This window comes from Methanobrevibacter gottschalkii DSM 11977, from assembly GCF_003814835.1.
In the GTDB taxonomy this organism is placed as follows: Archaea; Methanobacteriota; Methanobacteria; order Methanobacteriales; family Methanobacteriaceae; genus Methanocatella; species Methanocatella gottschalkii.
This window is the reverse complement of record NZ_RKRG01000001.1, coordinates 174,895-194,196: the sequence shown is the minus strand read 5'-3', so window position 1 is coordinate 194,196 and position 19,302 is coordinate 174,895. Positions and strand designations below refer to the sequence as shown.

Annotated in this window: 20 protein-coding genes; 15 read left to right on the top strand and 5 right to left on the bottom strand. The window is 29.6% G+C overall.

Annotation, left to right across the window (positions count from 1 at the left end; translation table 11 throughout):
* Positions 1 to 41 precede the first annotated feature (41 nt).
* The 10 genes from EDC42_RS00985 (at position 42) to EDC42_RS00940 (ending at position 7,067) form a co-directional block, all read left to right on the top strand.
* Positions 42 to 638 carry a DUF366 family protein gene (locus EDC42_RS00985; RefSeq protein WP_069575701.1) on the top strand — a complete coding sequence of 199 codons (597 nt, stop codon included), beginning with the start codon at positions 42 to 44 and terminating at the stop codon, positions 636 to 638.
* Positions 635 to 1,150, top strand: a complete 516-nt coding sequence (locus EDC42_RS00980; RefSeq protein ID WP_069575700.1) for a 6-pyruvoyl trahydropterin synthase family protein — start codon at positions 635 to 637, stop codon at positions 1,148 to 1,150. The genes EDC42_RS00985 and EDC42_RS00980 overlap by 4 nt, the downstream gene beginning before the upstream one ends.
* The gene (locus EDC42_RS00975) at positions 1,150 to 1,848 is read left to right on the top strand and encodes a 7-carboxy-7-deazaguanine synthase QueE (protein ID WP_069575699.1); all 699 of its coding nucleotides are present in this window, start codon (positions 1,150 to 1,152) and stop codon (positions 1,846 to 1,848) included. Before EDC42_RS00980 ends, EDC42_RS00975 begins: the two co-directional genes overlap by 1 nt.
* A 63-nt stretch (positions 1,849 to 1,911) precedes the next feature.
* Complete coding sequence (locus tag EDC42_RS00970) at positions 1,912 to 2,847, top strand: CBS domain-containing protein (RefSeq protein ID WP_069575698.1); 936 nt, start codon at positions 1,912 to 1,914, stop codon at positions 2,845 to 2,847.
* 30 nt (positions 2,848 to 2,877) lie between these two features.
* Entirely contained in the window at positions 2,878 to 3,678 is an 801-nt protein-coding gene (locus EDC42_RS00965; protein WP_069575697.1) for a CBS domain-containing protein, read from the top strand.
* Positions 3,679 to 3,710: 32 nt separating this feature from the next.
* Positions 3,711 to 4,517 carry a prephenate dehydratase gene (pheA, locus tag EDC42_RS00960; protein WP_091698719.1) on the top strand — a complete coding sequence of 269 codons (807 nt, stop codon included), beginning with the start codon at positions 3,711 to 3,713 and terminating at the stop codon, positions 4,515 to 4,517.
* 57 nt (positions 4,518 to 4,574) lie between these two features.
* A complete protein-coding gene (locus EDC42_RS00955; RefSeq protein ID WP_069575695.1) occupies positions 4,575 to 5,300 on the top strand; it encodes a hypothetical protein in 726 nt (241 codons plus the stop codon).
* Positions 5,301 to 5,314: 14 nt separating this feature from the next.
* On the top strand, positions 5,315 to 5,863 hold the full coding sequence (locus EDC42_RS00950; protein ID WP_069575694.1) for a PsbP-related protein: 549 nt from the start codon (positions 5,315 to 5,317) through the stop codon (positions 5,861 to 5,863).
* Between the two features lie 30 nt (positions 5,864 to 5,893).
* The gene (locus EDC42_RS00945) at positions 5,894 to 6,406 is read left to right on the top strand and encodes a flavoprotein (RefSeq protein ID WP_069575693.1); all 513 of its coding nucleotides are present in this window, start codon (positions 5,894 to 5,896) and stop codon (positions 6,404 to 6,406) included.
* Positions 6,407 to 6,431: 25 nt separating this feature from the next.
* Positions 6,432 to 7,067, top strand: coding sequence for a phosphopantothenoylcysteine decarboxylase domain-containing protein (locus tag EDC42_RS00940; protein WP_069575692.1), 636 nt, complete (start codon positions 6,432 to 6,434; stop codon positions 7,065 to 7,067).
* Between the two features lie 633 nt (positions 7,068 to 7,700).
* On the opposite strand, the gene EDC42_RS00935 is transcribed toward EDC42_RS00940, so the two are convergent.
* Positions 7,701 to 8,342 carry a fibrillarin-like rRNA/tRNA 2'-O-methyltransferase gene (locus EDC42_RS00935; protein WP_069575691.1) on the bottom strand — a complete coding sequence of 214 codons (642 nt, stop codon included), beginning with the start codon at positions 8,340 to 8,342 and terminating at the stop codon, positions 7,701 to 7,703.
* Between the two features lie 3 nt (positions 8,343 to 8,345).
* Positions 8,346 to 9,497 carry an NOP5/NOP56 family protein gene (locus EDC42_RS00930; protein WP_069575690.1) on the bottom strand — a complete coding sequence of 384 codons (1,152 nt, stop codon included), beginning with the start codon at positions 9,495 to 9,497 and terminating at the stop codon, positions 8,346 to 8,348.
* Between the two features lie 113 nt (positions 9,498 to 9,610).
* On the opposite strand from EDC42_RS00930, the gene EDC42_RS00925 reads away from it, so the two are divergent.
* From EDC42_RS00925 to EDC42_RS00905, 5 genes are read left to right on the top strand one after another with little or no spacing between them, the layout of a single operon-like run.
* On the top strand, positions 9,611 to 10,150 hold the full coding sequence (locus EDC42_RS00925; RefSeq protein WP_069575689.1) for a coiled-coil domain-containing protein: 540 nt from the start codon (positions 9,611 to 9,613) through the stop codon (positions 10,148 to 10,150).
* A 24-nt stretch (positions 10,151 to 10,174) separates the two neighbouring features.
* Entirely contained in the window at positions 10,175 to 11,086 is a 912-nt protein-coding gene (locus tag EDC42_RS00920; protein WP_069575688.1) for a dihydroorotate dehydrogenase, read from the top strand.
* 2 nt (positions 11,087 to 11,088) lie between these two features.
* Entirely contained in the window at positions 11,089 to 11,889 is an 801-nt protein-coding gene (locus EDC42_RS00915) for a dihydroorotate dehydrogenase electron transfer subunit (protein WP_069575687.1), read from the top strand.
* A 15-nt stretch (positions 11,890 to 11,904) separates the two neighbouring features.
* Positions 11,905 to 12,927 (top strand): AI-2E family transporter, encoded by a 1,023-nt coding sequence (locus tag EDC42_RS00910; RefSeq protein ID WP_069575686.1) that lies wholly within the window; start codon positions 11,905 to 11,907, stop codon positions 12,925 to 12,927.
* Complete coding sequence (locus tag EDC42_RS00905; protein WP_069575685.1) at positions 12,928 to 14,724, top strand: DNA-directed DNA polymerase; 1,797 nt, start codon at positions 12,928 to 12,930, stop codon at positions 14,722 to 14,724.
* A gap of 5 nt (positions 14,725 to 14,729) precedes the next feature.
* On the opposite strand, the gene EDC42_RS00900 is transcribed toward EDC42_RS00905, so the two are convergent.
* From EDC42_RS00900 to purM, 3 genes are all read right to left on the bottom strand, one after another.
* Complete coding sequence (locus tag EDC42_RS00900) at positions 14,730 to 17,000, bottom strand: peptidase associated/transthyretin-like domain-containing protein (protein WP_069575684.1); 2,271 nt, start codon at positions 16,998 to 17,000, stop codon at positions 14,730 to 14,732.
* A 221-nt stretch (positions 17,001 to 17,221) separates the two neighbouring features.
* Entirely contained in the window at positions 17,222 to 18,250 is a 1,029-nt protein-coding gene (gene comC / locus EDC42_RS00895) for an L-sulfolactate dehydrogenase (RefSeq protein ID WP_069575683.1), read from the bottom strand.
* A gap of 19 nt (positions 18,251 to 18,269) precedes the next feature.
* Complete coding sequence (gene purM / locus EDC42_RS00890; RefSeq protein ID WP_069575682.1) at positions 18,270 to 19,289, bottom strand: phosphoribosylformylglycinamidine cyclo-ligase; 1,020 nt, start codon at positions 19,287 to 19,289, stop codon at positions 18,270 to 18,272.
* Positions 19,290 to 19,302 lie beyond the last annotated feature (13 nt).

Genomic DNA, 19,302 nt, shown 5'->3' with positions numbered 1-19,302 from the left:
AATCTTAATATTTATATAAAAATATAATCTTAAATTAGTTTATGTCTATTATTCATAAACATATTGATGAAATATTTGAATATGATGGAAGCCAAATCAATCCATCTTGGGCTTTTCAGGAATTTGGAGTTTATGGTTCTTCGATTATAACTTGGATTGGTCCGGTTAATATCACTCCCGATAACTTAAAAGATTTTGCTGATGTTGGACTTGAGATAAAATCTAACTATATGGTTAATTTTATTTGTGAATTCTTTGATCAACAACCTCCAAATATGAGGATTGCTTATTTAAGACAAAGACTTATTGTAATGATTTTTAGAGAAATCCTTACTGAGTATGGAATTAAAACTAAAAGGGAAGGTGATGATATTTTTGTGGATGATGGGAAATTATCTATTTCAATAGCTAGTATTTCATTAAGCTCTGCAAAAATACACTTTGCACTTAACTTGGAAGATAAGGGAACTCCGGATGATGTTGAAACAATTGGGTTATTTGATATTAAAGATGAAAATGGAACTCAAATATTTAATAAAGATAATTTGTCAGATTTAATCAATGAAACTGCATCCAGATTCATTGATGAGTTACAAACAATTGAAAATGATATAAGTAAAACAAAGGTGTTAGGATGAAAATTTTAGTTAATGGAATTCAATCAAATTTAAGGTTCTCATCTGCTCATGTAATTCCTGGCCATGAATCTTGCGGATTTATTCATGGTCATTCTTACTTTGTAGATGTTGAAATTGAAGGTGAAAGAACAGGAAAATTCGAATTTGTTGTTGATTTTAAAGATGTAAAAGGATTTACAAAAGAATTTTGCAATGAACTTGATCACAGATTATTGATTCCTGTTTTCAATGAATTAATTGAATTCAAAGATTTTGATAAAAAAACTGATTCAATTGATGGATTAAAGGAAAATAAAACAATTCAATTTAAAATTGACGGTAAAGGATATTCAATTCCTTCTGTGGATTGTGTATTGTTGCCTCTTCCGTATACTTCTGCTGAAGAATTGTCAAAATATTTTGCTGAAGGTTTGGCAGAAAAATTATCTGAGTCTTATGATAACTTAAAATATGTTGCAGTTTGTGTTAATGAAGGTATTGGTCAAGGTGCAGAATATAGGAAAGAGTTATAATGAAAGCTCCAGTTATTGAAATCTTTTCAAGTTTTCAAGGCGAAGGTCTTTTAATTGGTGAAAGGCAAATTTTTGTCAGATTCGCTGGATGTAATCTTAATTGTAAGTACTGTGATACTGAAGATAGCAAATCTGAAAAATCAGGAAAATTAATGACGGTTGATGAAGTCTGCAGAGAAATTAATAAAATTTTAACTCCTGATTGTAACACTATTTCATTCACAGGTGGTGAACCGAGTTTATATCCTGAGTTTATTTCAGAGGTTAGCAAAAATTTTAATTTAAATATAATGCTTGAAACTAATGGTACATTACCAGATAATATTAATAAAATTGAACAATTAGATGTTGTTTCTTTAGATATTAAGTTGCCTGAACATTTTAATGGCAATTTTAATGAGGATATTTTATTAAATGAGATTAAATCAGTAAATTTATTAAGGGAGAAGTCCATAAGTGTATATTGTAAAGTGGTCATATTGCCTTCAACAAAAATAGAATCATTTAAAGAGGTAATTGAAAAATTATCAAAAAATATTTCAAACAAAAGTAACCTTAAAATAATTATCCAGCCTTCTAGTCCTTTGAAAGATTGGAAAGATATTAATTTTAGATTATTTGAATATTCTGAAGTTGTTGGACAATATTTTGATGTTTCCACCATTCCTCAAATCCATAAAATTTTGGATATTGAATGAATTTTGTTTTTAATATTTTGATTTTATTTTTTTGATGTGTGATTTGATAGTAGAGGTGTGTAAATGAAAGATAAAACATCCATTAATAGAAAATCAAATACTGGTGCAGTTGAACATGTGACTAAAGTTCACGATAGGGAAGGGGACATAATGGCTCTTGCAACTAAAGAAGTTATTTCTATTCCTCCAACTAAATCTATTAAAGATACTGCTAAAGTAATGATGGAACATGAATTTAGAAGATTACCAATTACCGATCCTGGTTCTGGTAAATTGTTAGGTATTGTAACAGTAATGGATATATTAGATTTCTTTGGTGGAGGAAAAAAATTCAACATTATTGAGAAAAAATATGAAGATAACTTTTTAGCAGCAATTAATGAACCTGTTAAAGAAATTATGACTCGTGATTTAATTACATTATCTACAAAAGTTTCAATTGGTGATACTCTCAAAACAATGCTGGACAATCAATTAGGGGCTATTCCTCTTGTTGATGCGGATGGAAAACTTGCAGGAATTGTAACTGAAAGAGATATTGCATTATCTTTAGCAGGCATGGCAGGTAAAGAAACTGTGCATGAATATATGAGTCCTAAAGTATTCACCACTACCCCTGGAACACCATTAGAAAGTGCATGTAAAATAATGGTTAGGAATGGATTAAGAAGAATTCCAATTGTTGGTGGAGAAGCAGACATTTCTAAAGCAAATAAAAAATTATTAGGTATTTTAACATCAACTGATGTTATTAGGTTCTTAAATGCAAAAGAGTTGTTCGATAATTTAAATTCAAATTTAGCTTCTGATGTTTTAAAAATTACTGTATCAGAAATTATGGTTAAAGACCCAATTACAGTAGAACAAACAATGACTATTGGTGAATTATGCCAATTATTCGCTGAAAAAAATATAGGTGGCGTACCAATTATTAAAGATGATGAAATAGTTGGTATTATTACTGAAAGAGATGTTTTAAACTCAGTTAGAAGAGCATAATATTGTATAATTAATAAGGAGATGATAATAATGCAAATTAAGAATTTGATGTCTGAAAATTTAATCACAATAGACAAAGATCAAAATCTTTCTGATGCATTAAAATTATTACGCAAACACAATATCTCTCGTTTGCCTGTAACAAATAATAAAGAACTTGTTGGTATTGTTTCTGAAAGGGATATCGCTAACAAGCTTGGATCTTCAAAATCTGAAGGCATGCCTGCATCAAGGTTTCATATTTCATCTGTAATGGTTAAAGATGTAATCACAGTTTTAGAAACCATGCAATTAGGTGATGTAGCGGAATTAATGTTGGAGAATGGTATTGGATCAGTCCCTGTCGTATCTGGTGAGGGTATGATAGGAATTGTTTCTAAAGCAGATTTTGTAACTCTTGCTGTTGGAATTGCATTTGATAAGATAACTGTAAAAGAAATAATGACTGGTGATGTAGTTGCAGTTTCCCCAACTGATAGGCTAATTCATGCAAGAAGATTAATGATTGATGCCCATATTGGAAGGGTGCCTGTTATTGAAGAAGATGAACTTAAAGGAATAATCACATCTAAAGATTTGATGAGGGCATTCATTGACTTTAGAAAAAATGTTCCTGAAAAACATCAAAAATCTCAAATTAAAGAAGTTCTTGTTGAAGATATCATGTCTTCAAATCCATCTTCTGTATCTAAAAAAATGTCAATCAGTGATGTTTCTAAAATCATGATTGAAACAGGATTCAATGGTTTGCCTGTTGTTGAAGACGGTAAGGTCATTGGTATTATAACACAAACAGATATATTAAGATTAATTGCAAAATTAGAATCTTAATATCTTTTTTTATTTTTTTCGGGGGTATTAATATATCAGTAATTTCATTTTTAGGACCTAAAGGAACTTTCACCCACGAAGCAGCAAACATGATTGGTGATAATTTAATTCCTTATTGCACTATTCCTGCAGTTTTGGAAAGTGTTGTTAATGAAGAGTCATTATATGGGGTTGTTCCGATTGAAAATTCAATCGAAGGGCCTGTTGGAATCACATTAGATTCCCTTGCTCATAAATTTGACTTGAAAATATTTGACGAAATTATTATTCCAATTAATCAGAATTTGATGGTAAATCATGGAACCCGAATGGAAGATATTGAGGATGTTTATTCTCATTCTCAAGCAATCGCCCAATGTCAAGAGTTTATTGTTAAAAATAAAATTCAGCCTCATTATGCGGTAAGTACTGCTAATGCTGCTAAAAATATTATTGGTAATAAAACTAAAGCAGCTATTGGAAATTCAAAAGCAGCTGAATTGTATGGTTTAGAAATAATTAAACCAAATATTCAGGATAGTGATAATAACGAAACAAGGTTTGTCGTGGTCTCAAAAGATGATCATGAACCAACAGGCTGTGATAAAACTTCTATTATATTTTCTATTTATGAAGATAAGCCTGGTGGGTTATATAATGTTTTGGGGATTTTCCAGAAAAATGATATTAACTTAACTAAAATTGAATCCAGACCGTCTAAAAAAGGTTTGGGCAAATATCTTTTCTTTGTTGATTTCAATGGGCATAGAAATGATGATATTATTCGCAATATCATTAATGAAATCCAAGAAAAAACTTACTTTTTAAAAGTTTTGGGTTCTTATCCTGAATTTAGGTAAACTATAAATTATTGTTCTAATATAAAATTATATTATAATGATTCAGGGAGGGTAGGAATGCCAAATGATAGAGATAAACTTCTAAAAATTATGGATAGTTTGGAAGTTGATTACCGTTCTGGAAAGATTTCTCCAGAGAAATATAGTTATTTTCGTTCTAAATATGAAGATAAATTAAATTCTATTGATGCAAAAGAAGCTACTCAAAGAATTAGATCTATGCAGGGTAAATCAAATCAAACTACTTCAATTAAAAGAAGTAGAAAACCTACCAAAAATAAAAAAGAAAAAGAACAGGATTTAGTTCAAAAATATATTATCAACCCTAAAAAGGGTGATGCTAAGTATAACAAAAAAGAAAAAAAATCAATGAGTAGTGGAACATTTAAATTAGTGTTGTTATTGGTGTTGGTTGTAGCTTTCACTGTTGGTGTAGGTTATGGTGTCTTTAATTTAGATTTCAACAATATTTCTGAAACATCTACCGTAGCTATGGTTCATGATACTGCATTCCCTGATATTACTGAAGATATTAAAAATACTACAAAAACTACTTCTTCATCTAATACTAATTATTCATCTACTAGTTATAATGTAAAAACTACTGAAGATTCTTCAAGTGATTCTGATTACTCTGATGGGGGTAGAAATTCTGGTTCAAGTGATTCTACTTATTCAGGTAGTGATTCGGGTTCCGGATCTTCAGGTAGTGATTCTGGATCAGGTAGTGGGTCATCAAGTAATAGTGGTGGTTCCGAATCTAATGGAAGAAGTGATGAATAATTATTGGTGGTTTTATGAAAAATAATGTTTTAAAAAGAAGTCTAATAATCATTTCATTTATATTTTTAATTATTTGCGCATTTTCATGTGTTAATGCTCAGGAAGATAACTCAGATATCACTATGATGACTTTATCTAAAGGAGGTATTGTTATTCATTACCCTTCTAATTGGGGTTATTCTCAGTCCGATTCTAATTATTCAATAATGTCAATATCTAAACTGGATTCAGTTGATTCCGCTGGTGTAGGTCAAGTTAATATTAATTTTGAGAAAAAAGCTATTGAAGGAGATTTTTATACTTATTTGAATAACACCTATAGGTCAATGCAAAGAGATTCTTCTTTCAATTTAACCTCTTCAGGTGAAGTCATGGTAAGTAATATTCATGCATATGAATATATGTATTCTTCTAATCAAAATGGCACTGTAAAAGAGCACAAGGCTGTTTGGTTTGAAAAAGGTGGACAGGCTTATGTTATGTTGTATAGCGCACCGGTAAATGATTTTGAAGATAACTTATATGTATTTGATTATATACTATCTGATATTCAAATTACATAATCATTTTTTTTAATTATTTGGAGGAATTATATGATTATATTATGTGTCACGGGTAGTATTGCAGCTACCGAATCTATTAAACTTGCTCGTGAATTTAGACGTAATGATATTGAAATAAAATGTTTTATGAGTGATGCTGCATGTGAAATTATACATCCAAATGCAATGGAGTTCGCAACGGGAAGTGATGTAGTAACTAAATTGACAGGTCAAATTGAGCATGTTAAGTACTCTCAAGAAGATTTGATATTGGTTGCTCCGGCAACAGCTAATACCATTTCTAAATTTGCATATAAAATCGCTGATGATGCAATTTCTACTCTTTTAATAACTGCTTATGGTCATGATACTCCAATAATATTTGTTCCATCCATGCATGATTCAATGTATAAAGCTATTAAGGGAAATATTGATAAAATTAAACAAGAAAAATCAGCTAGTTTTATTAAACCTCGTATGGATGAAGGAAAAGCTAAATTCCCATCAAAAGAGGATATTGTACTTGAATCTTTAAGGACTATTAATCTAAATAAGAAGGATTGATTTTATTAAAGGAAAAAAGGTTTTAATAAGTCTTGGTGGAACATATGAACCTATTGATTCTGTAAGGGGCATTACAAATAAATCTTCTGGAAAAATGGGTTTGGCACTTGCAAAAGAAGCATATATTAGAGGTGCGGATTTAACTTTAGTTGTGGCTAAAGTCAGTGTCGAGATTCCTTCTGTTTTCGATGTTATTCATGTAGAAACGGGTAATGAGATGAATAATGTTATTTTAAATCTAATTCCTGATTTTGATATATTCATATCTACTGCTGCAGTTTCAGATTTTGAATTTAAGAAGAAAAATGATAAAAAAATAGATTCAAATAGTTCTTTATCATTGGATTTAAAACCTGCAACTAAAATTATTCGCCAAGTTAAGAAAATAAATCCTAATATTTTTTTGGTTGGTTTTAAAGCTGAATTTAATATATCAAAGGAAGAAATCATTTGTTGTGCTAGAAAGCAGATTGAACATGCCGGTACGGATATTGTTGTTGCTAATGATATCTCTAAAAATGAGTGTCAATTCGGATCTGACAATAATGAAGTCCTTATAGTTGATGATGAAGTATTAACTGTTCCTCTAGCTTCAAAAAGGGAAATTGCAAAAGTTATTTTCGATGTAATTTCAAAAAAATTGTCTTCACATGTATATTAACATATACTTTGGATGATTTTTATATAATTCATTTTATTATTTTTATTTTATAACTAATTATATCATGGAATATTATATCTATTATTCATTTAATTAGGTATATTTTTTATTTAATCAAATCTTTTTCTAATATTATTTTTGGTTTATTAAGTTATATGAAAAATTGAACTTCAAATGAAATGGGCTATTTTCATAAATATCTTTTCATGTAATCTTGTTTGTTCATCTGAAAAATTTGTTTTATTAAAAATTAATTTGGTTGTTGCCTTTCCTATGAATTAAATTTCTAATTTAATAAATAAATCTGTAGGGAATTCGAACTCTTAAGAGTAATACTTTTTTCGATTAAAATTAGTAAAATGGTCTTTAAAATAAAATCTTTTAAAAAATAATATTTTTATAAAATAAGTTCATGCCTTTAGGCTTTAATTAAATGGAGTGATTAATAGAGTGAATCAACCTAAAGGACAATTTAATGAACTTTTATTTTATTTGCATTAGCACATATAGTTTTAAATTTTCTAGTATAAAAAGCTATCTAAGTAATACTTTTTCAGCTTTTTTGTAGTAATTTTTTATATTTCTCATAGCTATTTTTTAGCTTATTTGATGGTGAAAACTGTCTGATTTTTTTTAAAAATTTTTCTCTACTAATAATGCAATATGGTCTTTTTCGTAAGGTTCCAGTTTCACTTTTTCAATAATTTTAAAACCTTTTTCTTTCAATTTCTTCTCTTGTTCCTTGAAAATCTTTTTTGGTTTTTGTACTACATCAATACTTCTAGCTTTAATTGTTATAAGTCCCTGTGCATTATCTTTTGCGAACATGTTGATATTTTTCATAAACAATTCACTTTGTGTTGGTTGAGCAACATCACAGTATACTAAGTCTACCTTTTCGACAATGTTAAGGTATTCTTTAGGTTTTGTTGCATCTCCTAAAATCGGAGCAATATTAAATCTCTTACGTGAAAGTTGAACTAATTTTTTAGCTGTTGTTGGTGAAAATTCAACGGCATATATTCTTCCGTTAATTAAGACATCTGAAATGTGTGAAACTGTTGTTCCAGTTGAAGCACCCAGATATAATACTTTTGAAGTATCTTCAAGCTTTAAATTCTCCAGTCCATTTAATAGTGCTGCTGATAATTTTGAACGTCTAGGATTCCATATTCTATATTCAACATCTTCTTGAATTAATTCTTCCCCATAAACTGAAGTTCCAGGATTTAAATTCTTAGTTGCTACATTTCCATCTTTAAAATATACATTCATGCTTTATCTCCTTTTTTTCCTTTTCTTCCCTTTTTTCTTACTTTTTTTAGATTTGGAGCGTTCTTCATTTCTTCTTTTTGTTGTTTTTGTTGGAAATGGGTTATTTTTTTCTATTTCTTCAATTTTTGATGTTAATTCATCAGCAACATTTTCATCAAAAGTTTTCGTAAACACGTCTCTTCTAACAGCTAATGAGATCATTCCAGCAAGCATTCTTGCAATTTTCCCACGATTCCACCATTTTGCACCTCTTACTTGTGGGTGTTGATAAATTAATCCATATTTGGGAGGTCTGTCTCCACTTTTCAAATGTCTAAATAATGCTTTTTCAGCACCCATTATTTGAACAGTACTTGATGGATAAACTGCAAGTCTTTTAATGCCTCCGGCATGTGAAATTAGCTTTGCACCAAGGGATGATCCAACTAAAAGTTTTAAATTAGGTGCAATTGATTCCATTTTTTTATCAATATAATCTTCAATATTTTTTCTTGATTTTTGGAGTTCATAAATAGAATTAGCATAATTATTCATAATTTCTAAATCTAAAGGATTTATATCCTCTTCAAGGTCAATAATATCATTTGGAAACGCATCAGGCTTTGCTTCAATAATCTTTTCTTTTGTCTTATTTTGTGATATTAATTTTATGTATGTCTCATTATTATGAATGACATCCATTTCTGGGAAATAAAGAGCATACCATTCTCTAATTCTTTCAATTAGTTTAGAAATGCTTTCATCAATTTCATCAATGGAATTAATAGCTTGGATTAGATGTTTATCTTCTGAAGCTGATTCTTTTTTGATTTTATAAATTGCTAAATTTCTATAAATTGAAGTTATTTCCTCTGAATCTAATTTAAATTTTTCATAATTGTTTCTTAAATATTCCCCACCTTGATTTGGTGTTTTTACAATTATTTTTTCATTATCATAATCAGAACGTCTTTTGTTTGACTCAATGATAATTTCATCATAATCACTTGAAACTTCTTCAATTATTTCTAATTCTTCTTCAACTATTTTTTTGTCATCAATTTCAGCTAATCTGTCAATTATTTTATCTTCTGGAAATAATTTTTCGGATATTAATTCATTTTCACTATTAAATGCTAAAAATCCTTTAACTGAGTAAGTTATATAACATTCCATGAAATTAAATATTTTTTTTATTTTTAATAAGCATTTTCATGGTATACGAAGATTTAATTTATTTAAAGATAATAGAATTAGTATATTGTTGTTGTCTTTTTGGATTTGAGATTATGTCAGATGGAAGTTATAAAGATTTAAAATATGAATTGGAACTTAAAAATGCCGAAATTGATGAGCTCAATATTGAGTTGGAAAATAAAAAAGAAGAAATTAATAAACTGAGGTTATATGCAACTAAATTAAAATATGAAAAGAAAAATTTGGAGGATAAACTTGATACAAAGATAGATTATGATAAAGCCACAATGAGTGAATTGGATGATTTATCTGATAAAATTAAAGAAAAAGAAGTAATCATTGAGGATAAACAGGATCAAGTTAGGTATCTCAGATCTTTAATTGATGATTATAAAATTCAAGTAAGTAACAATACTGAAAATCTTGAAATTCAACTTAGAAAGATATCTAAAACATATGGTGAGTTATTAAAACAAAAGGATTCCATTATCGAAAAACAAGATGAACAAATTTCAAATTTACTTAAATCCAAAGAAGAAATAATTAAATCTAATAAAACCAATATAATTGGTTTAAAATTACAAAATGAAAAATATCAAGAAATAATTGATAAATTAACAAAAACTAATTAAATAATTAATTACAAAGTTGATACCATGTTAAAAACTAATATTTGTGGAGTTGAATTTAGAAATCCTTTGATGTTGGCTGCAGGAATCATGGGAAGTAATGCCTCATCAATGAACTGGATTTTAAAATCAGGTGCTGGTGGGGTTGTTTCAAAATCATTTTCTTTAAATTCTCATCCGGGATATGTTAATCCAACAACTGTTGCAGTTGAAGGGGGCATTATTAATGCAATCGGACTTTCAAATCCGGGGGTTGCTAATTTTAAAGAGGAATTGGAAAAAATTGAAAGGAAAAATAGTGTTGTTATTGCTTCAATTTATGGGGCAACACCTGATGAATTTTCATCATTGGTTTGTGAGGTTCAAGAATTAGTTGACATGATTGAATTGAATATTTCTTGTCCTCATGCAATGGATGGTTATGGTGCTTCTATTGGACAGGATTGTAATTTAAGTCATACAATTGTTTCAGCAGCAAAAGATGCTTCTGATGTGCCGATTATTGCTAAGTTAACACCTAATGTAACTGATATTACTGAAATTGCAAAAACCTGTGAAGATGCAGGTGCTGACTGTTTATCTTTAATCAATACATTAGGTCCGGGAATGAAGATCAATATTGATGTTGCTCGTCCAGTTTTATCTAATAAATTTGGAGGTATGAGTGGTCGTTCAATTAAGCCAATAGCTATTAGTAATGTTTATTCCGTTTATGAATCAGTTGATATTCCGTTAATTGGTGTTGGCGGAATTTATAATTGGGAAGATGTTGTGGAATTTATTTATGCGGGTGCAAGAGCAGTTCAAATAGGTACTGCTATAATGGATGAAGGTGTTGAAGTATTTGACCATATTAATGAAGGTTTGGAAAGATTCATGACTGAAAAAGGATTTTCATCTATTGATGATATGGTTGGACTTGCACATAGGGAGTTGTAATTATGATTAATGAACCAAAAATTGTTGAAATAACTGATATTATTGATGAAACTCCTACAATTAAAACTTTCAAATTTGATTGGAATATGAAATCATTAGGAAAACCGAATCCTGGGGAATTTGTAATGATTTGGAACTTTAAAAATGAAAAACCAATGTCTATTGCTCAGATTAATGATAATGAATTGGCAATTACTGTTAAAAATATTGGTGAATTTACCTCTCAATTACATGATTTAAAAATTGGGAATCAAATTGGTGTTAGAGGTAGTTATGGTAATGGATTTAATAATTCATTTGAAGGCAAAAAAATCTTAGCAATTGGTGGAGGAGTTGGAATGGCTCCTATTAATGCAATTGTTTCTGACTTAATCAAAAAAGGAAATAAAATTGATGTTGTTGCAGCAGCAGTCACTAAAAATGAATTATTATATGCTACTTCACTTGAAGAATTGGGTGCTAATGTTCATCATTGTACTGATGATGGCAGTTTCGGATTTAAAGGTTTTGCAACAGATTGTACTCGTAATTTACTTCAAGATTCAACTTATGATTATGCATTTGTTTGCGGACCTGAAATAATGATGAAAGGAATATTTGATATTCTTGAAGAAGCAGGAATATCTGCACAATATTCTCTTGAAAGATACATGAAATGTGCAATCGGCATATGCGGTCAATGTTGTGTGGATAGTGAAGGTTGGAGAATATGTGTTGAGGGGCCCGTTTTTGAAAATGATAAGATAAATAAAATCACTGAATTTGGAAAATACAGAAGAGATGCATCTGGTGTTAAATATTAAATTAAGGTTGATAATATGGGAATTGAAATTGAGAAATATTTAAATTTTCCAGTTCTTTTAATTTGTTTTTTATTAATAACCTCATTAATATTCATATTTCCTGCTTTAAAAATGATTGTTTTGGGAGCTATTTTGGCTTATTTAGTTAGACCAGTAGCTTTTAAGATTCAATCAAAATTAAAATTTTCTTCTGTTTCTATATTGATTGCAATGGTTATTGTTTTGATTCCATTAATTGCTCTTGTAGGGTATATTTCATATGAACTTTCTTCAGTTGCATCAACTATGCTTGCATCTAGTTCTACTGCAGATATTAATGAATCTATTTTAAAATTAATAACCTATTTGCATATTGATGTTAATCCAAATGAGATTTCTCAATCTATTATTTCTTCATTTGAAACAATTGCAAGCTATGTTATGAATTATGGTGTAAGTTTTTTAGGTAAATTTGCTAATCTTACTTTGGATTTATTTATTTTGGTTTGTTCGGTATTTTATTTTGTTAGGGATGGAGATAATTGTTTAAATTTTATTAAAAGTTTTGTTCCAGAGGGTTCTGTTGAATTTTTTGATAAAACTGTTGATAATATAAAAGATGTGTTGAAAAGCATATTTTATGGTCACTTTTTAACTGCAGTAATAATTGGAATCTTCGGATGCATTGGCTATTCTATTTTGGGTTATCCATTTGGAATATTTCTAGGTGTTTTAACTGGTATTTTACAATTAATTCCAATATTCGGACCATGGCCAATCTATTGGACTTTGTTTTTCATTGATGCGTTAAGTGGAAATTATCCAAGGGCAATAATGGTCTTATTATTCGGTTTTTTCTTAAGTACTATTGATATGTATATAAGACCAGCTCTTTCAAGCCATTATGCAGATATTCATCCTTTAATTTTACTTGTAGGGTTCTTAGCAGGACCTTTAGTATATGGGATTGTTGGTTTTATTGTGGGACCTTTAATTTTAGGAATAACATATACAGTTTTGGATAGTTATAGAAAAGAATATCTTATGAGGGTGGAATAAATGCAGAGAAATGTTGTTATTTTAGATATTGATTATGTCACCTATGAAAATAAGCCAGTTATTAGGTTATTTTCAAAAGATGGTGATAAAAACATTATATTACTTGATGATACCTTTGAACCATATTTATATGTTATGGCTGATGATTTAGATAAGTGCATTGATGAAATTCAAAATAATTTTGATGTTGTTTGCATTGAAAAAGTAAATAAAAAAGACTTCCAAATTGAAAAGGAATTTTTAAAAGTTACATTTAATCATCCTCAAGAACTTGCAAAAAACAGGGATGCTTTAAGAGATTTGGAAAGTGTGGTCCAGATTAGAGAATTCGATATTCCATTTTATAGAAGATATTTAATGGATCGGGATGTTATTCCCATGACTGAAGTAGTTGCAATTGGTGATAAAATTGATTCATTTCTTGATTTAGATTCAAATAAACAGGACATTGAAATTATTAAACTTACAGATGAATTAAAACGTTCCCCCGATTATCCGCGAGAGTTTCGTATTTTGAGCTTTGACTTGGAAGTTAGAAATCCTCATGGAATGCCAAACTCTGAAATTGATGAAATCATAATGATTGGTGTTTCAAGTAACTTTGGGATTAATCAAGTTATTTCAACTAAAACAAATTCTGATTGCCGTGATGATTTTGTAAATCAAATGAACTCTGAAAAAGAAATGATTGAAGAATTTGTCAAAATCATTAAAGAAAATAATATTGATATTATTGTGGGATATAATTCAGACAACTTTGATTTCCCATATCTTAAAGACAGGGCTAAAATATTGGGAATTGATTTAGATATTGGAATGGACGGATCAGATATTAGATTTATTAGAAGAGGATATGCTAATGCGGCATCTTTTAAAGGTTTAATTCATGTTGATTTATATTTGGTCATGAGAAGATACATGACTCTTGAGAGATATACTCTTGAAAGAGTTTATTATGAATTATTTGGTGAGGAAAAAATTGATGTTCCGGGGGATAGGATTTGGGAGTTCTGGGATAATGGAGGTGAAGAATTAGATAATCTGTTTGATTATTCTCTTGATGATGTTGTATCAACATTAAAAATTGCCGAACAAACCTTGCCCCTTAATTTAGAGCTCACTCGTATTATTGGTCAGCCTTTGTTTGATGTTTCTCGTATGGCAACGGGTCAACAAGCAGAATGGTTCTTAGTAAAACAAGCTTATTTTGATAATGAGGTAGTTCCAAATAAACAGGGAGCTAATTTTGCAAATAGGGCGGCGGCTGAAGATAATGAAGGGGGTTATGTAAGGGAACCTGAGAAAGGGTTACATGAAAATCTTGTTCAATTTGATTTTAGAAGCCTATATCCAAGTATTATTATCTCAAAGAACATATCTCCAGATGTAATGTATTTGGGGGATGTGGATAATGAAGAAGATTATAATATATCTCCTGAGCATGGTCTCAAATTTAAAAAAGAACCACAAGGTTTTATTCCTTCAGTCATTGATAAAATATTGCAGGAACGTTTTAGAATCAAACGTGAAATGAAAGCATCTGATGATGATACCGAGAAAAAAGCATTAAATGTACAACAACAAGCTATTAAAAGATTAGCAAATACTATGTATGGTATTTATGGTTTTCCAAGATTTAGGTGGTATTCATTCGAGTGTGCAAAAGCCATTACTTCTTGGGGAAGACAATACATTAAATCATCAATAAAAAAAGCTGAAGAATATGGTTTTTATGCAATATATGCTGATACTGATGGTTTTTATGCTAAATATAAAAAAAAGGATAAGAGAAATTAATTCTCTTATTTAGTTATTTTTATGTAGTTTTTAGCTGATTTAGCAATGCAATATTTGTTTGCAGAACTTACAATAGCTTTATGTTTTCCAACACTCAATGATTTTACATTAAATTGTGCAATTCCTTTTGAATTAGTTTTTACAGTATAAGTTTTGAATTTTTTACCAGTATAAACTTTGATCTTTACTTTAACGCCAGGAATAACTTTTTTGGTTTTTGTGTTTTTTACAGTAACTTTAAAGTATTTATTTGTTCCTTTTTTAGCAGTTAATTTTGCAGGATATAATTTAGTTGGAGCTTTAACAACTACTATTTTGGATACTACTTTTGAAGCAGCATAATTTTTGGAATCTGCACCTCTAACTTCAACTTTATAAGTTTTCGGTTTTAAATCAATTGATAATTTTAATTTACCGTCCACTCCGGTTTTTCCATTAAATTTGTAGTATTTGTAATTTGAAATGTATACTCGGATGTCAACTTTTGCAGCATAAATCGGTGCATTGCTTTTTTTAGTGTTAATTAACTTTATTGTAAAGTATTTTCCTTGTTTGTAGTATGCGGTTACTTTTGGCGCACTGATTTTTGCAGTAGCTTTTTTAACTTTAATATATTTGGTAACTTTGCTTGAACTGTATCCTACTGCACCACTCACAACAATTTTATGTTTCCCAACTGAAAGCGGTGCTTTAAATTTAATATTTCCATATTTGTCAGTTTGGAAAAGATAATTTGCTGATTTTGAACCAGTATATAATTGGACAAGAACATATGCTCCAGACACTCCTTTACCTTTTTTATCAGTAACTTTGATGGCTGCAGTATTTCCAGTGTTATAATTAATAGTTAAACCAGATGTAATCTTTATTGTAACTGGTTTTGGTGTAATAATAATTTTACTGCTTGCCTTATTATTTATAATATTTACAGTGTCATTGTTGCTTACAGTTAAATTGTACTTTCCAGGAATTAATCCTTTAACAGATATTATGCCTATTCCATTTGTGTCAGTCTGAATGTAATAGTTTTTGCCGGCGGTTTGAGGCATGTTTAAATGTAGAATGATTCCTGGCACAGGTTCCCCATTATCTGCATTTATAACAGTAATGGTTAAATTTTTGTTACTTCCATATTGTTCGTTGTATTTATCAATAGTAATGTTGATTTTTGCTTTTTCAATAGTTAAATTAACTTTATTTGTTGTTAATTTCACATTGTCGCCACTTTTCAATTCAACAGTGTTATTGCCAACATTTAAGTATTTAATTACAATTGTATTGTTATTGAAATCATATCCGAATATCTTGCTTGTTTTAAAGTTTACAATACCATTTTTGTCAGCAGTTCCTGTAATCTGGTTTATAACATTTTTACCAATAAGTAAGTTTAATTTAAAACCAGTTAAATTTTCAGTTGCATTATCAATATCGGTTAATCTAAATGTAAAATTACCATTTTTGTATTGATTTTTAGTATTAATCCCTTCAATTTTAACATTGTAAATTCTGTTTATTGTAACATTTTTTGATTTAACAGTTTCATTAGCAGTATAAACAAGGGTTATTGTTGAGGTAGTAATATTCCTTGATAATGGATAATTGAATATTATTGTATTATTTATAATTCTAAAATCAGTTATATTAATTGCTTTAGTGATATTTCCATCTTTATATGTTAATGTAACATTAAAATCATCTTTTACAAGTTCTTTTGGATCGATACCATTTGTAACATTGATAGGCACTTCAACAATTTTGGTACTGTTTACATCAACTGAAGTTGGTGCTTGGATTGTATAATTTCCAAAAATTGTTAAAACAATGTTTTTTGAAGAATTAGTGTAATTTTCATTACCTAAATAGCTAACAAGTAAATCATGTTTACCAAGAACTAATGCGTCTTTAATAATGACTTTCGAATTATTATAATCAAATTTTATTGTTTTTGTTCCTTCTTTAACTGTTAAATTTTTAACTGTAATTCCAGCAATGACTTTAGATTTATTGGTATCGTTTACAGTTAAATCAATTGATTTTATTTTTTCTTTTTCATTTATTGATACAGTATCGCTAGAAACAATCATTGTATCCACTTTATGTGGTGTTGTTGGATTGGACGGTTCAATTGGTTTGTCATCCATAACCACATCAGATCCGTCATCAGCTAGTCCTATGGTATCATCTGCAGATATTTCACTAGCACAAACAGATCCTATACTCATTAATAGGAATATTGCCATTGCTATTAATAAGATATAAGAGTCTTTAAGTTTCATAACTTTATTTTCCTCCTTAAATGAATCATTTTTCGTAAAATTAGTCATATTTTTAATATTAATAATTTTAATTTTATATGCACTTATACATTTGTACATTTTTATTATATAATCATTTTTATTTTAAACGTTATAAATTAAAATTTAATTTAATTTGCATCAATCGAAGTGTGAATATTCATCATCGTGATTTTTATAAAAAAAGAAAATGAAGAATGATACTATTCTTCTAGGTAAGAATCTAAATCGATATTCAAATCGTCACAAATTCTTTTTAATTGTTCGTATAATTTTTCATCAATGGATATTCCATTAGTTTCGGCTTCTTTGACTCTTTTAACTTCTAAATCACCGGGCACTGGGATATTTTCACCAGTAGATCTTACTTGAGATATAAAGTCTTCGGTGTTTGCTTTAAACTCATCAAAGTCACCAAATTTGGAAGGATCGATTACAATATATAAGTCTCCTTTTGTACAATTTTTATCAGGTGATGCGGTACCAGTTACTTCATGACCATATCCTGCCTGTACTAATGGTCCGGTTAATATTTCAATCAATAAGGATAATGCATATCCTTTAAATCCACCGAATGGTAAAATTGATCCTTTCAATGCTTCTTCGGGGTCATTAGTTGGATTTCCATTTGCATCTAATGCCCATCCATCTGGCAAATCCAATCCTTTTCTTTTGGATTCAAGTATTTTTCCACGTGCAGTAACTGATGTTGCCATATCTACAGTAATGTAACTGTCAGATGGAATACCTAAAGCAATAGGGTTAGTTCCTATTAATGGTACTTTACCTCCTATAGGAGCAATAGCCGGATCAGTGTTTGCGATTACAAGTCCAATACAGTTTTCTCTTAAAGCCAAGTCACTGTAAAATCCAGTAACTCCAAAGTGGTTAGTATTGTGGACACCAACACATGCAATACCCATTTCTTTTGCTTTTTTAATTGCGATTTGCATGGCTTTGTAGGATACTGCTTGTCCAAATCCGCTGTTACCGTTAATCAATGCCATTGCAGGAGTTTCTTTTTCGATTGTAATATTTTCATCTAGGTTAATTGTTCCGGCTTTAATACTAATAAGGTATTGTGGGAATCTGCCGAGTCCGTGTGATGTGAATCCTTTTAAATCTGCATCAACTGTAGCTTCTGCAACTAATTCCTGATCTTCTTTACTAGCTCCTAATTCCTTTAATATTTCTTTTACAAGAGCTGTCTCATTATCCATCATTATTTTCATCATATCAACTCAATTTAAATTAGTATTCAAGTTCACTGCCTTCAAATGATTTAACTTTGATTGTTTCATCATCAGTCACTTTACCAATGATTTGACAGTTACAATATTCATCTAAAGTACTCATAATTTTTCCCGCTTCTTCTTCATCACAGATAACAACAAAACCGACACCCATGTTGAAAACTTTATACATCTCTTTGATGTCTACTCCTTGTTCGTAAATAAGTTTGAATATTTCTGGAACTTCTGGAAGGCTGTTGATCTCATATCCTACACCTTTTTTCAAACGTCTAAGGTTAGTGAAACCCCCTCCAGTAATATGAGCAAGACCATTAATATTGTATTCTTTTTTGAATAGAGCAACAATAGGTTTTACATATAATTCAGTCGGCCTAATTAATTCTTCACCAATGGTTGTTTCACCATTAGGCATTTTGTCATCAACAGAAAATCCCCCTTTATCAAAAATTGCATTTCTAGCTAAACTGTATCCGTTAGAATGAATACCATTACTGTTGATACCAATTAAAACATTTCCTGGCTGTATACTTTCACCAGTAATAATTTTATCAATGTCTACAAATCCAATACCAGTTCCTGCCAAATCAAAGTCTTTAATGATTCCTGGAAGAGATGCTGTTTCTCCACCAATAATTGCAATTTTTGATTCATTAGCACCTTTAACAAGACCTTCAGCAATTTCTGCTGCTCTTTCAGGATCTGGTTTTTCAACAGCAAGATAATCTACTAAAGCTATTGGTTCTGCCCCAACACATAAAATGTCATTAACAACCATAGCAATACAATCAATACCTACGGTATCATATTTGTTCATCATTTCTGCGATTAAAATTTTACTTCCAACACCATCAGTACTCATTGCAATAGCTTTATCTCCTAATTTTACTAAAGCTGCATAATGACCACTGTCTGTAATAATATCTCTACATTCTAATGTTGATTTGAGTTTATCTGCTAATTTTGAAACAGTAATTGCTTCTAAATCAATATCAACACCTGATTCTGAATATGTAACCATTTTAACACCTATT

What these genes read in the sequence shown, in the direction of transcription:
- EDC42_RS00910 (WP_069575686.1), top strand. Translation starts at nt 11,905, where the DNA reads ATGGGAATTGAAATTGAGAAATATTTAAATTTTCCAGTTCTTTTAATT.
- EDC42_RS00980 (WP_069575700.1), top strand. Translation starts at nt 635, where the DNA reads ATGAAAATTTTAGTTAATGGAATTCAATCAAATTTAAGGTTCTCATCT.
- EDC42_RS00920 (WP_069575688.1), top strand. Translation starts at nt 10,175, where the DNA reads ATGTTAAAAACTAATATTTGTGGAGTTGAATTTAGAAATCCTTTGATG.
- EDC42_RS00900 (WP_069575684.1), bottom strand. Translation starts at nt 17,000, where the DNA reads ATGAAACTTAAAGACTCTTATATCTTATTAATAGCAATGGCAATATTC.
- EDC42_RS00950 (WP_069575694.1), top strand. Translation starts at nt 5,315, where the DNA reads ATGAAAAATAATGTTTTAAAAAGAAGTCTAATAATCATTTCATTTATA.
- EDC42_RS00930 (WP_069575690.1), bottom strand. Translation starts at nt 9,497, where the DNA reads ATGGAATGTTATATAACTTACTCAGTTAAAGGATTTTTAGCATTTAAT.
- comC (WP_069575683.1), bottom strand. Translation starts at nt 18,250, where the DNA reads ATGAAAATAATGATGGATAATGAGACAGCTCTTGTAAAAGAAATATTA.
- EDC42_RS00945 (WP_069575693.1), top strand. Translation starts at nt 5,894, where the DNA reads ATGATTATATTATGTGTCACGGGTAGTATTGCAGCTACCGAATCTATT.
- purM (WP_069575682.1), bottom strand. Translation starts at nt 19,289, where the DNA reads ATGGTTACATATTCAGAATCAGGTGTTGATATTGATTTAGAAGCAATT.
- EDC42_RS00935 (WP_069575691.1), bottom strand. Translation starts at nt 8,342, where the DNA reads ATGAATGTATATTTTAAAGATGGAAATGTAGCAACTAAGAATTTAAAT.
- EDC42_RS00975 (WP_069575699.1), top strand. Translation starts at nt 1,150, where the DNA reads ATGAAAGCTCCAGTTATTGAAATCTTTTCAAGTTTTCAAGGCGAAGGT.
- EDC42_RS00955 (WP_069575695.1), top strand. Translation starts at nt 4,575, where the DNA reads ATGCCAAATGATAGAGATAAACTTCTAAAAATTATGGATAGTTTGGAA.
- EDC42_RS00970 (WP_069575698.1), top strand. Translation starts at nt 1,912, where the DNA reads ATGAAAGATAAAACATCCATTAATAGAAAATCAAATACTGGTGCAGTT.
- EDC42_RS00925 (WP_069575689.1), top strand. Translation starts at nt 9,611, where the DNA reads ATGTCAGATGGAAGTTATAAAGATTTAAAATATGAATTGGAACTTAAA.
- EDC42_RS00915 (WP_069575687.1), top strand. Translation starts at nt 11,089, where the DNA reads ATGATTAATGAACCAAAAATTGTTGAAATAACTGATATTATTGATGAA.
- EDC42_RS00965 (WP_069575697.1), top strand. Translation starts at nt 2,878, where the DNA reads ATGCAAATTAAGAATTTGATGTCTGAAAATTTAATCACAATAGACAAA.
- EDC42_RS00905 (WP_069575685.1), top strand. Translation starts at nt 12,928, where the DNA reads ATGCAGAGAAATGTTGTTATTTTAGATATTGATTATGTCACCTATGAA.
- EDC42_RS00985 (WP_069575701.1), top strand. Translation starts at nt 42, where the DNA reads ATGTCTATTATTCATAAACATATTGATGAAATATTTGAATATGATGGA.